The organism is Rathayibacter sp. VKM Ac-2857 (genome assembly GCF_013205025.1).
In the GTDB taxonomy this organism is placed as follows: Bacteria; Actinomycetota; Actinomycetes; order Actinomycetales; family Microbacteriaceae; genus Rathayibacter.
In genome coordinates, this window is the sequence record NZ_JABMLE010000001.1 from 1,239,692 (window position 1) to 1,253,227 (window position 13,536).

Below are 13,536 nucleotides of genomic sequence, written 5' to 3' on the forward strand. Positions count from 1 at the left end.
ACCCCGCGGGCCGCCCGCCGGAGGTTGCGTTCATACTGTTCACGAACGCGCACGGACGAGGAGGTCGGATGCCCGGAACGAGCCCCCGCGGCAGCATCGCCGCCCGGCTGTTCGCCGCCCAGCTGATCTGCATCCTCGTGATCGGCGCGATCGCGGTGCTGGTCCTCGCCTTCGACGCCCGCGGGCGCGCCGGCGACGACGCGGCCGCGCGGAGCCTGGTGGTCGCGCGCACCGTCGCCGACAACCCGTTCGTCCTCGACGCGGCGGAGGGCGCGGACCCGTCGGCCTCGCTCCAGCCTTACGCGGAGGAGATCATGGCCGACACCGGCGTCGACTTCCTCACGATCATGAACCCCGACCGAACCCGCTACACCCACCGCGACCGCGCGCAGATCGGCCTGCCGTTCATCGGCACCATCGCGCCGGCGCTCGAGGGCCGCACCTTCACCGAGACCTACACCGGCACCCTCGGCCCCTCGGTGCGCGCCGTCGCGCCGATCGAGAGCGCCGACGGCACCGTCGTCGCGCTGGTCTCGGCAGGCGTGACGCTGAGCCGGGTGGACGCCTCCTTCCTGCCCCGCCTGCAGGTCGTGGCCGGCGGCGTGCTCGGCGCGGTGGCCCTCGGCGGCATCGGCTCCTGGCTGCTCGCCCGCTACCTCCGCCGGGTCACGGGCGGTCGCGGGCCGGAGCAGATGAGCCAGGTCTTCGCCTACTACGAGTCGGTGCTGCACTCGGTGCGCGAGGGGCTGCTCCTCGTCGACGACCGCGGCCGCCTGGTGCTCGCGAACGACCACGCGCTCGAGCTGCTCGGGCTCGAGGGCGTGTCGATCCCGGTGCCCGTCGACGAGCTCGAGCTCCCCGACGCCCTGCGCGTGGTGCTGCTCGCCGACGAGCCGGTCGCCGACCGCCTGGTCGTGGCGCACGAGCGGATCCTCGTCGTCAACGAGCGGCCGGCCGCCTCCCCCGGCGCGCGACCGCTCGGCACGGTGACGACGCTCCGCGACCGCACCGAGCTGCAGCGGGTCTCCGGCGAGCTGGAGTCGATGCGCACGCTCTCGGACGCGCTGCGCTCGCAGACCCACGAGTTCTCGAACCGCCTGCACACCATCGCCTCGCTGATCGAGCTGGGCCGGCCGGAGGAGGCGCTCGCCTTCGCGGCCGGCGAGCTGAACCTCAGCCAGCGGCTCGCCGACCGGGTGCTCGGCTCGGTGCAGGAGCCGGTGATCGCCGCGCTGCTGCTCGGCAAGGCCGCCCAGGCCCGCGAGCGCGGGGTCGAGCTGCACCTCGAGACGCACCTCGAGCCAGGCGCCCAGGGCTTCGAGCCCGGCGACCTGGTGACCGTGCTCGGCAACCTGATCGACAACGCGCTCGACGCGGCCGCCTCCTCCACCGCCGACCGCGAGCCGTGGGTCGAGGTCTACCTCGGCCTCGCCGAGGCGTCGGGTGCTGAGGTCGCGGAGCTGGTGCTGCAGGTGTCCGACAGCGGGCCCGGCGTCGCGGAGGCCGCCGACGTCTTCGCCCGCGGCTACTCGACGAAGGAGTCGGACGCGTTCGGCCGCGGCATCGGCCTCGCGCTGGTGCAGCAGGTGGTGCAGCGGCTCGGCGGGAGCATCGAGGTGTCGCGGCACGTCGGCGCGGTGTTCACGGTGCAGCTGCCGCTGCGGGACCCGGCCGGGGCGACCCGGTGACCGCCGCGCCGATCCGCGTCCTCGTCGTCGAGGACGAGCCGCTGACCGCGAGCGCGCACGCCGACTACGTCCGGCGCGTCGAGGGCTTCGAGGTCGCCGCGGTCGCCGGCAGCGGGGCGGAGGCGATCCGCGCCCTGCGCGCCGACCCCGCGATCGCGCTGATCCTCCTCGACATGAACCTGCCCGACATGGGCGGCCTCGACCTCTGCCGCGCCGTGCGCACCGCGGGTCTGGACGTCGACGTGATCGCGATCACCGCCGTGCGCGACGCGGCGGTGGTGCGCGCCTCCGTCGCCGCCGGGATCGTGCAGTACCTGATCAAGCCGTTCGTCTTCAGCGTCTTCGCGGCGAAGCTCGCCAGCTACCGCCAGTACCGCGAGCGGATGCACGGCGCCGACGTCGCCAGCCAGCACGAGGTCGACGGCGCCTTCGCGGCGCTGCGGACGTCCAACGCGCCGGGCCTGGCCAAGGGGCTCTCGGCGGAGACGCTCGACGCGGTCACCGCGCTGCTGGGCCCGGTCGGCCTCTCCGCGGGCGAGCTCGCCGCCCGCCTCGACGTCTCGCGGGTCACCGCGCGGCGCTACCTCGAGCACCTCGCCGACTCGGGCGTCGCCGAGCGCGCCCCGCGCTACGGCTCGCCGGGGCGGCCGGAGCTGGAGTACCGCAGGGTCTGAGCGGCGGGCGGCCTACTGCACGTACGACGAGAGGAAATTCCCCAGCCGCTCGATCGCCTCCGAGATGACCCGCTCCTCCGGCAGCGTCACGATGCGCAGGTGATCGGGCGTCGGCCAGTTGAAGCCGGTGCCGGGCACCAGCAGGATGTGCTCCGCGAGCAGCAGGTCGTAGACGAGCCGTCCGTCGTCGCGGATCTCGTGCACCTCCGGATCGAGCCGCGGGAACGCGTAGAGCGCGCCCATCGGCAGCTCGCAGGAGACGCCGGGAATCGCCTGCAGCCCCTTCCACGCGGCGTCGCGCTGACGCCGCAGCCGCCCGCCCGGCGCGATCAGCGCCTCGATCGACTGCACGCCCGAGAGCGCCGCCTGCACCGCGTACTGCCCGGGCACGTTCGGGCAGAGCCGGGTCGAGGCGAGCAGGGTGATCCCCTCGAGGAACCCCGCCGCGTGCTCGCGCGGCCCGGTGATCGCGAGCCAGCCGGAGCGGTAGCCCGCGACGCGGTAGGTCTTGGACAGCCCGTTGAAGGTGAGGCAGAGCTGGTCCGGCGCGAGCGACGCCAGCGGGATGTGCTGGGCGTCGTCGTAGAGGATCCGGTCGTAGATCTCGTCGGCGAGCAGCAGCAGCGAGTGCTCCTCGGCGAGCGCGACGATCCCCTCGAGGACCTCGCGGGTGTAGACGGCGCCGGTGGGGTTGTTCGGGTTGATCACGACGATCGCCTTCGTGCGCGCCGTGATCTTCGAGCGGATGTCCTCGAGGTCGGGCTGCCAGCCGTCGTCCTCCGCGCAGCGGTAGTGCACCGCGGTGCCGCCCGCGAGGCTGGTCATCGCCGTCCAGAGCGGGTAGTCGGGCGCCGGGATCAGCACCTCGTCGCCGTCGTCGAGCAGCGCCTGCAGCGTCATCGTGATCAGCTCGGACACCCCGTTGCCGAGGAACACCCACTCCGGGTCCACCGGCGGGAAGCCGGGGACCTCCTCGTAGCGGTAGGTCACCGCGAGGCGGGCCGAGAGGATCCCGCGGCTGTCGCTGTAGCCGTGCGCGCTGGGCATAGCGGCGATCATGTCGCGCACGATCTGGTGCGGCGCCTCGAAGTCGAAGCCGGCCGGGTTGCCGGTGTTCAGCTTGAGGATCCGGTGCCCCTCGCTCTCCAGCCGCGACGCCTCCACGAGCGCCTTGCCGCGGATCTCGTAGAGGACGTTGCGGAGCTTGGAGGACTGCTCGAGCGGGCGCGGGGGGATCATCCGTCCAGTATTCACCGGGCGACGACCCCGAGCGCCGGTCAGCCCCTCGTGGCGCGCACCGCCGCGGCGATCTCCTCCTCGATCAGGTCGTAGTTGATCGCGGCCGCGACGCGCAGGCCGTCGGCGGCGGCCGCCATCACCTGCGACATCGGCTCGACCAGCGAGCCGGCGGCGAAGACCCGCGGCGCGGTGGTGCGGCCCATCGGGTCGACGGTGAGGTGCCGGGCGGCGCCGGAGGGGTGGTCGACGAGCTCGAGGCCGAGGCCGTCGGGCAGGTTGCCCTGGACGCGCGGACCGACGACCAGCGCGTCGAGCTCGAGCCGGCGGCCGTCGACGACGACGCCGACCAGGCGGTCGTCCTCGACGAGGACCTCGCTGACGGCCCCGTCGATCAGCTCGATGCCGCGGGCAGCGAGGCCCTCGGCCTCCTCTTCCCCGGGCGCGAAGACGCCGTTCGTGAGGATCGACACCCGGTCGCTCAGCTGGCGGAACATCTGCGCCTGGTGGCCCGAGAAGCCGCTGCCGAGCACCGCGATCCGGCGCCCGCGCACCTCGAAGCCGTGGCAGTACGGGCAGTGCAGCACGTCGCGGCCCCAGCGCTCGGCGAGCCCCGGGATCTCCGGCAGGCGGTCGGTGGAGCCGCTGGCGAGCAGCAGGCGGCGGGCGCGGAGCACGGTGCCGTCGGCGAGGGTGGCCGTGACACCGCCGTCGGCGAGGGTGGCCGTGACGCCGCCGTCGGCGCCCGAGGCGCTCACGATCCGACCCGGGACGACGCGCGCGCCGTAGCCCTCGGCCTCGATCCGGGCGAGGCGGGCGAGCTCGACGGGGGCGGTGCCGTCGCGGGTGAGCACGTTGTGGGCGCCGGGCGAGGGCGCGTTGCGGGGCGGCCCGCCGTCGACGACGAGCACGTCGCGGAGGCTGCGGCCGAGGGCGGTGGCGGCGGCGAGGCCGGCGAAGGAGGCGCCGGCGATGAGGACGTCGGGGAGGTCGGAAGGGGTCATGTGTCGAGCATCGGGTGGCGGCTGCAGTCGGTCCAGGATCCGTGCCGTTCCGGCACGACCGCGCGGCCCGCGTGCCAGGATCGGGGCATGCCCGAGCACTCCGAGCACGACACTCCCTCCGACGACGAGATCGTCGCCGCCGTCGGACCGCGCCTCAAGCGCCTCCGCCTGCGCCGCGACCGCACGATCGCCTCGCTCGCCGCCGAGACCGGCATCTCCGCGAGCACGCTCTCGCGTCTGGAGAGCGGCGGCCGGCGCGCCACGCTCGAGCTGCTGCTCCCGATCGCCCGGGCGCTCGGCACGCCCCTCGACGAGCTGGTCGGCGCCGCGCCCGAGGACCCGCGCGTGCACGGCCGGCCGTTCACCCGGCACGGGATGCGGATCCAGCCGCTCAGCCGCGACGCGGGCGCCCTGCAGGCCTTCAAGACCACGATCCCCGCCGGACCGATCCCCGCGCCGGAGCAGCAGCGCACCCACGAGGGCTTCGAGTGGCTCTACGTGCTGAGCGGGCGACTCCGGCTGCGCCTCGGCGAGCACGACATCGTCCTGCCCGCGGGCGAGGCCGCCGAGTTCGACACCCGGGTGCCGCACTGGTTCGGCCGGGCCGACGAGCAGCAGGTCGAGTTCCTCAGCCTGTTCGGTCGCCAGGGCGAGCGGATGCACGTCCGCGCGTCGACGCGGCGCTGAGGGCGCGCCGCTCAGCTCTCGCCGAGCACCTCGCGGACGAAGCCGGCCGTCTTCGTGCGCAGGGTCGCGATCCGCTCGGCCTTGGCCGCCTCGACGTCGAAGCCGACGTAGGCGACCGAGGGCCGGGTGCGGACGTTGGCCGAGCACTGGAAGTCCGCGCAGACCAGCGTGCCGAGGGTGTCACCCGCGCGCCCGGCCGGGCCGGCCTTCTTCGCGCCGAAGAAGACCACGTCGTTGGGCAGCCGGATGTCGCGGCACCACGAGCACTGCGCCCGCGAGCGCGTGTTCGCGTCGGCCTGGCGGAGAACCACGCCCACCAGCCGGTCCTCGAGCGGCACGACGACGTAGGCGCGGCGGCCGATCTTCTTGTCGCGCCAGCCGAGATGGTCGAACGACTCCCAGTCGAGGTCGTCGAAGCCGGCGGGGAGCGAGAGATCCGCGACCTCCTTGCGTGAGGCGTTCACGAAGGAGTCGCGGATCTGCTGGTCGGTGAGGGCGCGCATGTCCTCACCAGCCTAATCAGCCGAGAGGCTCAGCCGAGGTGCGCGACGGCCTCCCGCGGAGCCTGCGCGAGGAACTGCTCCTTCTTGATCCGGATCATCGTGAACGCGATGACCGCGGCGAGCACCAGGCCGACGGCCGCCGCGACGAACACCGCGGAGTAGCCGTCGACGAAGGCGACCGGCGAGGACTGCTCCCCCGCCACTCCCGCGTAGATGGTGGTGAAGACGGAGAGGCCGATCGAGCCGCCGATCTGCATCGCGGCGTTGGCGGTCGCGCCGGCGGCACCGGCGTCGTGGCCGGCGATCCCGGTCAGCGCCACGTTCTGCACCGGCACGAAGATCATCGCCATGCCGACGCCGAGCAGGATCAGGCCGGGCAGCACCTGCACGAGGTAGGAGCCGTCCGCGGTGATGCGGCTCAGGTAGAGCAGGCCGGCGGCCGCGATCAGCGGGCCGACGATCATCAGCAGGCGCGGGCCGACGGTCGGCAGCAGCTTGGTGGCGATGCCCGCGACGATCATGATCGTGACGGTCATCGGCAGATTGGCGAGACCGGCCTCGAGCGGCGCGAGGCCGAGCACGAGCTGCAGGTGCAGCGTCAGGTAGAGGGTCGAGCCGATCATGACGCTGCCGACGATCGCCTGGATCAGGAACGCGCCGCCGCGGATCCGGTCGGTGACGATGCGCAGCGGGAGGAGGGGGTGGTCGGAGCGGGCCTGGATGCGGACGAAGACCGCGAGCAGCAGGACGCCGGCGAGCAGGAAGCCGAGGGTGTCGACGCGGAGCCAGCCCTGCTCGGCGAGCGTGAAGCCGTAGACGAGGCTCGCGAGGCCGAGCGCGACGGTGATCGTGCCGGCGATGTCGAAGCGGTTGCGGCCCTCGGCACGGCTCTCGGTCACCAGCAGCGCGCCGGCGACGACGCCGACCAGCACGACGGGGACGTTGACCAGGAGGCACCAGCGCCAGTCGGCGAACTCGGTGAGCAGACCGCCGAGGACGAGGCCGACCGCGGCACCCGCTCCGGCGACCGCGCCGAAGACGGCGAAGGCGGTGTTGCGCTCGCGCCCGCCGGGGAAGGACACGGTGAGCAGCGCGAGGGCGGCCGGGGCGAGCAGCGCGGCGAAGGCGCCCTGCAGACCGCGGGCGGCGATCAGCTCGGTGCCGGAGGAGGCGACGCCGCCCCAGGCCGAGGCCGCGCCGAAGCCGACCATGCCGATCAGGTAGGTGCGCTTGCGGCCGGTGTAGTCGGCGATGCGGCCGCCGAGCAGGAGGAGGGCGCCGAAGGCGAGCGCGTAGGCGGTGACGACCCACTGGCGCTCGACGTCGGTGAGGCCGAGGTCGGCCTGCGCGGCGGGGAGGGCGATGGTGACGATCGTGCCGTCGAGGACGACGACGAGCTGGGTCATCGCGAGGATCACGAGGACCCACCAGCGGCGGGAGGAGGAGGGCGCGGGCATTGCTGAGCCTTTCGAAGCGGAGGGAGCGGGACCGGCGGGTCCGGATCCGAGCCGCGGCAGTGAGGCTAGACCACCCCAACTGGTTGGTTGGGCATCGACGAGTGTACAGTTCGAGCGCCGAGGAGGTAAGCGTGGCTGCGAAAGATCTCGAGACGGATGCGGTGGTCCCCGCCCGCGAGCGCATCCTCCGCGCCGCGACGGCCGAGTTCGCCGAGCACGGCTTCGCCGGCGCCCGCGTCGACCGGGTCGCCGCCTCCGCGGGCCTCAACAAGGAGCGGCTCTACGCCTACTTCGGCGGCAAGCGCGGCCTGTTCGTCGCCACGATCGTCGAGGCACTGCAGGCCCTCGACGAGACGCTGCTCGCCGAGGCGGCCGATCTGCCGGACCTCGCCGGCCGGATGTTCGACCACGTCTGGGACCGCCCCGAGTTCCTCCGCCTGCTCACCTGGGCGCGACTGGAGGGCGGCGGCGTCTGGGAGGAGGCGGGCGAGCGCCTCGGCAGCCGCCCCGCCCCGGAGGCCCGCGTGCTCGAGTGGCAGCGGGCCGGGATCGTCGACGCGAGCTGGTCGGCGGAGGACCTCTTCATCGCCCTGCTCGGGCTCTGCGAGATCTGGCACCTGACGCCGTTCGCCCTGCGCGGCGACGGCGGCACCCGCGAGCGCCGCCGCGCCTTCGTCGTGCACGTGGCGACCCTGGTGGGGTCGCCCGCCGACGGGCCGACTGCGGTCAGTCCGCCGTCGTGAGCCGCTCGAGGTAGCCGGCGAAGGCGAGCAGGTCGGCCTCGGGCCAGCTGCTCAGCGCCTCCTGCATCCGCTGGCGCTGCTGACCGCCCAGGTCGCCCATCCGCTCGCGGCCGTGCTCGGTGAGCGTGAGGAAGCGGGCGCGGCCGTCGGCCGGGTCCGGGGCGGTCCCGACCAGCTCGAGCGCGCAGAGCTGGCGGATCTGCCGGCTGATCACACTGCGGTCGACTCCGAGCCGCTCGGCCGCGACGCTGGAGTGCACGGGACCGCAGCGCTCCAGCATCCGGAGCAGCCGCAGCCCGAACGGCGGCAGCCCCGGGTCGATGCTCGCCGCCGCGTCGCGCACGGCCGTCCGGACCTGCACGGCGAGCGCGGTGATCTGCTCCTCGACCTGGAGCAGCGCGCTCGCCGTCGAGGCGGTCGGCACGGCCGGTGCGGCGGGCATCAGGGGCGCTCGGCCACGTCGATCGCGCCGGTGGTTGTTGCGGCCGTCGCGGCGTGCCGGGCGTGGGCGACGGGCGCGGCGTGGCGGCCGTGCACCTCGTCGTCCGCGTGCACGGCGTCGTCGCTTCGAGTGGTCTGACCCACCGGGCGCAGGGCGGCCTGGCCGTCCGAGGCCGCGATCAGCGCGTCCTCCGCGCCGGCGACGACGCCCGAGGGCTCCGACTTGCGCTGCACGGCGTTCATCGTCCCGAGCGGCGCGTTCGGCAGCAGCAGGACCGCGATCAGCGTGATGACCGCGAGCGGGATGCTGTAGAGGAAGACGTCGCCGACGCCGATGCCGTAGGCGCTCTCGACCACGACGCGCACGGCGTCCGGGAGCGTGTTGACCTGCGGGATCGTGCCGCTGCCGAGCGCCTGGGCGGCGATCGCCTGGTCGGCCGGCGCGAGGCCGGCGATGCCGGTCTTGATGTGGTCGGCGATCACCGTGCCGAGCATCGAGCCCAGCACCGAGACGCCCACGGTGCCGCCGAGGCTGCGGAAGAAGGTGACCGCGCTGGTCGCGACGCCGAGGTTCTTGACGTCGATCGAGTTCTGCACGACGAGCACCAGGTTCTGCATCAGCATGCCCAGGCCCGCGCCGAGGATCGCCATGAAGACGCCCACCAGGACGAGGTTCGTGTCGTAGCGGAGCGTGCTGAGGAGGAAGGTACCGACCACGGCGAGCACGCCGCCGGTGACCATGATCGCCTTCCACTTGCCGGTGCGCGAGATGATCCCGCCGAAGATGGTGGACGCGATCAGCAGTCCGGCCATCATCGGGATCGTCAGCAGACCGGACTGGGTCGGCGTGGCACCGCGCGAGAGCTGCATGTACTGCGCGAGGAACACCGCGACGCCGAACATCGAGACGCCGACCGAGATGCTCGCCACGACGGCGAGGCTGAAGGTGCGGTTCTTGAACATCCCCATCGGGATGATCGGCTCGGCGACGGTGAGCTCGGTGATCACCGCGGCGACCAGCAGCACGACGGAGCCGCCGACCATGACCGCGGTCTCCCAGGAGGCCCAGTCGAAGTTCTTGCCGGCCAGCGACACCCAGATCAGCAGCAGCGAGACGCCGCCGGCGATGAGGACCGCGCCGAGGTAGTCGATCTTGACCGTGCGCTTGGGATGCGCGGGGAGGCGCAGCGTCACCTGGAGCAGGATGATCGCGACGATCGCGACGGGCAGCGCGATGAAGAAGTTCCAGCGCCAGCCGAACGCGTCGGTGACGACGCCGCCGAGCAGCGGTCCGCCGACGGTGCCGATGGCCATCACGCCGCCGAAGAGGCCGGCGTACTTGCCGCGCTCACGCGGGCTGATGATGTCGGCCATGATGATCTGGCTCAGCGCGGCGAGTCCACCGGCGCCGAGGCCCTGGAAGACGCGGAACACGATCAGCATGTTCGTGTCCTGCGAGAAGCCGGCCGCGGCCGAGCCGATCACGAAGATCGCGAGCGCGAGCTGGATGAGCAGCTTGCGGTTGAAGAGGTCGGCGAACTTGCCCCAGAGCGGGGTGGAGACGGTGGTCGCGAGCAGCGTCGCGGTGACGACCCAGGTGTAGGCGTTCTGGTCGCCCTCGAGGTCGGAGATGATCAGCGGCAGCGAGGTCGACACGACCGTGCCCGCGAGGATCGAGACGAACATGCCCAGCAGCAGTCCGCTGAGGGATTCGAGCACCTGGCGGTGCGACATGGCCCCGTCGGGGCCGGTGGGGGTGGTGCGCTCTTCTCGAGTGCGCGTGCGCTCTGCGCGGGACATACGGCTCCTTGTTCACGGTGCGGCACCGGTGGCGATGCGGCGGTACTAGTTGACGGCGGTCAACTATTGACCGAGTGCAACTATATAGCCGAGCGAGGTGTTTTGGCCAGTGCTGTGCCGAGGCGCTTCCGTGAGGCTGTCAGCGGGCGATGCCGCGCCGTCGGAGGAGCACGATCGCCGCTGACACCGCGGCCGCGAGTGCGACGAGGAGCGCGATGCCGAGCGGCGAGCCGGCGGCGGCGCCGATCACCGCCCAGAGCACGGCGAAGCCGACCGTCGCGTAGATCAGCGCCCAGGCCGCGCAGCCCGGCAGCATCGCGAGGAGGTGGACGCCGAAGCGCATCCGCGCCGCCCCGGCTGCCGCGTTGATCATGGTCTGGAGCCCCACGGTGAGGAAGCTCACGGTGACCGCGGGCGCCCCGTAGCGCGCGAGCAGTGCCGACGCGCGCTTCAGCGCCGGCGACTCCAGCCACCGCCCCCAGCGCCGCGAGGCCGCCCCGGTCACGACCGCCCGCGCGAGCCAGTACGTCGCCTGCGCCCGCACCAGCACGATGAGGAACAGCGCCCCCAGCAGCTCCACGAACCCCAGCTCGTCCAGGAAGGCGGGCATGTGGCGCCTCCCTCTCCTCGCTCGGCAGAAGGCAGGCTACCCTTCCCTCCCCCGCGCCTCCTGCCGGCCGAGCAGCGCGCAGCGCGTCTCGGTGGTGAGGAAGAGGACCCGGCCGCGCCGCGAGCATGCTGGTCGAGTAGCCCCGCAGGGGCGTATCGAGACCCGCCGTCACCAGCAGGACGGGCCTGCAGACTCAGCGTCCTGACGGTGGGGGATCTCGATACGCCCGCTCCGCGGGCTACTCGATCAGCATGACTTTCCCCATACGAATTAGGTGATCTTTCCTAGGAGACCCGCCGTCCTCAGCAGCGCGGGTCTGCAGACTCGTCCTTCTGACGCTCGTGGATCTCGATACGCCCGCTCCGCGGGCTACTCGATCAGCACGGAGCGCTGAACCTCTCCCGAGGTGCCCCCTTCATGCTGGTCGAGCAGCCGCCCTGCATGCTGGTCGAGTAGCCGCCTTGGCGGCGTATCGAGACCCACCATCACCGGACATCCGGCAGCGAGCCTCCTCCACAACCCCCGATCCGACCGCACTTTCCCCGAGCCACTCGCAACCGCGCACTGGTGTCGGTGGTCCCTGATTCAATACTCGTATGACGGATTTCGGATCGACGGAAGAGGTGCTCGCGCACCTGCGCGCACTCAGCGACCGCGCCGCCACGAACGCCCGCGCTGCCGCTCAGCGACGCCTCACCGAGGCCGAAGACCTCTACGATTTCCACCGCACCGCCCTCGCCCACCCGAACGCATTCGCGCGAGGTGCGACCCGCAGCGAGACCCGTGACCTCGTCGAGCGCTCGATCCGCGCCGAACTCGCCGTCGCGGAGGGCCTGCCGGAGCAGATGATCGCCCGCCGTCTCGAGAACGCGCAGCTGCTGATGGAGCACCTCCCGCTCACCCGCGCCCTCCTCGCGCAGGCGCGCCTGCACTGGGAGGAAGGAGAGGCGATCTGCGCGACCGCGAGCTCCCTGCCCGAGGGGTCCCGCGCCGGGCTGGACGAGCGCGTCGCGGAGGCAGCGCCGGCGATGACGCTCACGCAACTGCGCCGCGCCCTGCGCCGGTGGCGGGAGGAGCTGCACCAGGAATCTCTCGCGCAGCGGCACGCCCGCGCGCGAGCGGATCGCGCCGTGTGGGTGACTCCGGATGTGGACGGGATGGCGACGCTGTGCGTGTACGGGCCAGCGCCTGCGGTGATGGGCGCGTACGAGCGTGCCGACCGGATGGCCCGTTCTCTGCGCGATGCCGGGGATGTGCGCACGCTCTCGCAGCTGCGCGCCGACGTCGCCGTGGATCTGCTCTGCGACGGCGACGTCTTCGGCACGACCCCCGACCCGGAAGATCGGCCGGACCCGTCGTACGTTCCGGGGGTGCGCGCCGAGGTACGGCTGACACTCGCCGCGTCCACGGCCGTCGATCTCGATGACGAGCCCGCTGAGCTGGACGGGTACGGCCCCGTCCCCGCCGAAGTGGCGCGGGAGCTGATCCGGACTGCGGCGTCGTTCACTCGCGTGCTCACTGAACGGGACACCGGTGCTGTCGTGTCCGTCGGTCGGACCCAGCGTCTTCCACCGTCGCGGATGCGCCTGCATCTGCAGCTGCGGGATCAGACCTGCCGCTTCGCCGGCTGCCTGCGCACCGCGGCGCGCAGTGAGGCGGATCACACGATCGAGTGGCGCAACGGCGGCGAGACCTCGCTCGAGAACCTGGTCAGCCTCTGCACCAGCCACCACCACCTCCGGCACGGCGACCGGTGGACGTATACGAAGGGCGACGGCGGGGCGATCGTGTGGACGACGCCGACCGGGCGGCGCGTCGGCAACCGGCCACCCCCGCTGCCGGGGCGGCCGCCGGACCCGCCCCGGCGACCGTGCTTCGTCGACGAACCGCCGCCGTTCTGACGGTGGTGGATCTCGATACGCCCGCTCCGCGGGCTACTCGATCAGCATGCAACGCCGGTACCTCAGGAGGCGTCCCTTCCTGACCACCGCGGATCCACTCGGAAGAGACATGCGCCTGCATGCTGGTCGAGCAGCCCCGCAGGGGCGTATCGAGACCCGGCGTCATCAGCAGGGCAGGTCTGCAGACTCGTCCTGCTGACGCTGGCGGATCTACTTGGAAGAGACGCCCGTGGACCTGCTGGTCGAGTAGCGCGCAGCGCGTATCGAGACCCCCGCGATCAGGCACAGACCCGCCGGGATCGCGCGGGTGCCCGGCGCGGCTCCGACCCCGCCCCTAGGCTCGACGCATGGACAACATCGATCGGAAGATCCTCGATCTGCTGCGCCAGAACGCCCGGGCGGGCTACGGCGACATCGGCGGTGTCGTGGGGCTGTCCGCGTCGGCCGTGAAGCGCCGCGTCGACCGGCTGGTGGCCGACGGCGTCATCCGCGGCTTCACGATCAAGGTCGACCCCGCCGTCGACGGCATGGCGACCGAGGCCTACGTCGAGCTGTTCTGCCGCGGCACCGTCGCGCCCGACGAGCTGCGCCGCATCCTCTCGGCCGTCCCCGAGGTCGTCGACGCCGGCACGGTCACCGGCTCGGCCGACGCCATCGTGCACATCCGCTCGCGCGACATCCCGAGCCTCGAGCTCGCCCTCGAGAAGGTCCGCATCGCGCCGAACGTCGACCACACCCGCTCCGCGATCGTGCTCTCCCGCCTGATCCAGCGCGGCGAGGCGTAGCGGGCGC

13 protein-coding genes are annotated in these 13,536 nt (G+C 72.6%); 6 read left to right on the forward strand and 7 right to left on the reverse strand.

What is annotated here, in order from left to right:
- Positions 1 to 68: 68 nt before the first annotated feature.
- Positions 69 to 1,688: a sensor histidine kinase gene (locus HQQ86_RS05750; protein WP_173287140.1), complete on the forward strand. Its 1,620-nt coding sequence runs from the start codon at positions 69 to 71 to the stop codon at positions 1,686 to 1,688.
- Complete coding sequence (locus tag HQQ86_RS05755; protein ID WP_173287141.1) at positions 1,685 to 2,362, forward strand: response regulator; 678 nt, start codon at positions 1,685 to 1,687, stop codon at positions 2,360 to 2,362. The genes HQQ86_RS05750 and HQQ86_RS05755 overlap by 4 nt, the downstream gene beginning before the upstream one ends.
- Positions 2,363 to 2,374: 12 nt before the next feature.
- Here the strand turns inward: HQQ86_RS05755 and HQQ86_RS05760 are convergent, their stop codons facing one another.
- Together HQQ86_RS05760 and HQQ86_RS05765 are read right to left on the reverse strand one after the other, a co-directional pair.
- On the reverse strand, positions 2,375 to 3,601 hold the full coding sequence (locus HQQ86_RS05760) for a pyridoxal phosphate-dependent aminotransferase (protein WP_173287142.1): 1,227 nt from the start codon (positions 3,599 to 3,601) through the stop codon (positions 2,375 to 2,377).
- Positions 3,602 to 3,639: 38 nt separating this feature from the next.
- A complete protein-coding gene (locus HQQ86_RS05765) occupies positions 3,640 to 4,602 on the reverse strand; it encodes an NAD(P)/FAD-dependent oxidoreductase (protein WP_173287143.1) in 963 nt (320 codons plus the stop codon).
- 87 nt (positions 4,603 to 4,689) lie between these two features.
- Here HQQ86_RS05765 and HQQ86_RS05770 point away from each other — a divergent pair, with 87 nt between their 5' ends.
- The gene (locus HQQ86_RS05770; RefSeq protein WP_123444900.1) at positions 4,690 to 5,289 is read left to right on the forward strand and encodes a helix-turn-helix domain-containing protein; all 600 of its coding nucleotides are present in this window, start codon (positions 4,690 to 4,692) and stop codon (positions 5,287 to 5,289) included.
- A gap of 11 nt (positions 5,290 to 5,300) precedes the next feature.
- Here HQQ86_RS05770 and HQQ86_RS05775 read toward each other — a convergent pair whose 3' ends face one another.
- Both HQQ86_RS05775 and HQQ86_RS05780 read right to left on the reverse strand, forming a co-directional pair.
- On the reverse strand, positions 5,301 to 5,792 hold the full coding sequence (locus HQQ86_RS05775; protein WP_173287144.1) for an FBP domain-containing protein: 492 nt from the start codon (positions 5,790 to 5,792) through the stop codon (positions 5,301 to 5,303).
- A gap of 29 nt (positions 5,793 to 5,821) precedes the next feature.
- Positions 5,822 to 7,249, reverse strand: coding sequence for an MFS transporter (locus HQQ86_RS05780; protein ID WP_173287145.1), 1,428 nt, complete (start codon positions 7,247 to 7,249; stop codon positions 5,822 to 5,824).
- A gap of 131 nt (positions 7,250 to 7,380) precedes the next feature.
- On the opposite strand from HQQ86_RS05780, the gene HQQ86_RS05785 reads away from it, so the two are divergent.
- The gene (locus tag HQQ86_RS05785) at positions 7,381 to 7,992 is read left to right on the forward strand and encodes a TetR family transcriptional regulator (protein WP_173287146.1); all 612 of its coding nucleotides are present in this window, start codon (positions 7,381 to 7,383) and stop codon (positions 7,990 to 7,992) included.
- On the opposite strand, the gene HQQ86_RS05790 is transcribed toward HQQ86_RS05785, so the two are convergent.
- The 3 genes from HQQ86_RS05790 to HQQ86_RS05800 form a co-directional block, all read right to left on the reverse strand.
- The gene (locus HQQ86_RS05790; RefSeq protein WP_173287147.1) at positions 7,976 to 8,434 is read right to left on the reverse strand and encodes a MarR family winged helix-turn-helix transcriptional regulator; all 459 of its coding nucleotides are present in this window, start codon (positions 8,432 to 8,434) and stop codon (positions 7,976 to 7,978) included. The two genes, HQQ86_RS05785 and HQQ86_RS05790, sit on opposite strands and share 17 nt — an antisense overlap.
- The gene (locus HQQ86_RS05795; protein WP_173287531.1) at positions 8,434 to 10,167 is read right to left on the reverse strand and encodes an MDR family MFS transporter; all 1,734 of its coding nucleotides are present in this window, start codon (positions 10,165 to 10,167) and stop codon (positions 8,434 to 8,436) included. Before HQQ86_RS05795 ends, HQQ86_RS05790 begins: the two co-directional genes overlap by 1 nt.
- 205 nt (positions 10,168 to 10,372) lie before the next feature.
- On the reverse strand, positions 10,373 to 10,843 hold the full coding sequence (locus tag HQQ86_RS05800) for a DedA family protein (RefSeq protein ID WP_173287148.1): 471 nt from the start codon (positions 10,841 to 10,843) through the stop codon (positions 10,373 to 10,375).
- A 596-nt stretch (positions 10,844 to 11,439) separates the two neighbouring features.
- Here HQQ86_RS05800 and HQQ86_RS05805 point away from each other — a divergent pair.
- Together HQQ86_RS05805 and HQQ86_RS05810 are read left to right on the forward strand one after the other, a co-directional pair.
- Positions 11,440 to 12,744, forward strand: a complete 1,305-nt coding sequence (locus HQQ86_RS05805) for an HNH endonuclease signature motif containing protein (protein WP_173287149.1) — start codon at positions 11,440 to 11,442, stop codon at positions 12,742 to 12,744.
- A gap of 347 nt (positions 12,745 to 13,091) precedes the next feature.
- Positions 13,092 to 13,529 (forward strand): Lrp/AsnC family transcriptional regulator, encoded by a 438-nt coding sequence (locus HQQ86_RS05810; RefSeq protein WP_055786568.1) that lies wholly within the window; start codon positions 13,092 to 13,094, stop codon positions 13,527 to 13,529.
- Positions 13,530 to 13,536 lie beyond the last annotated feature (7 nt).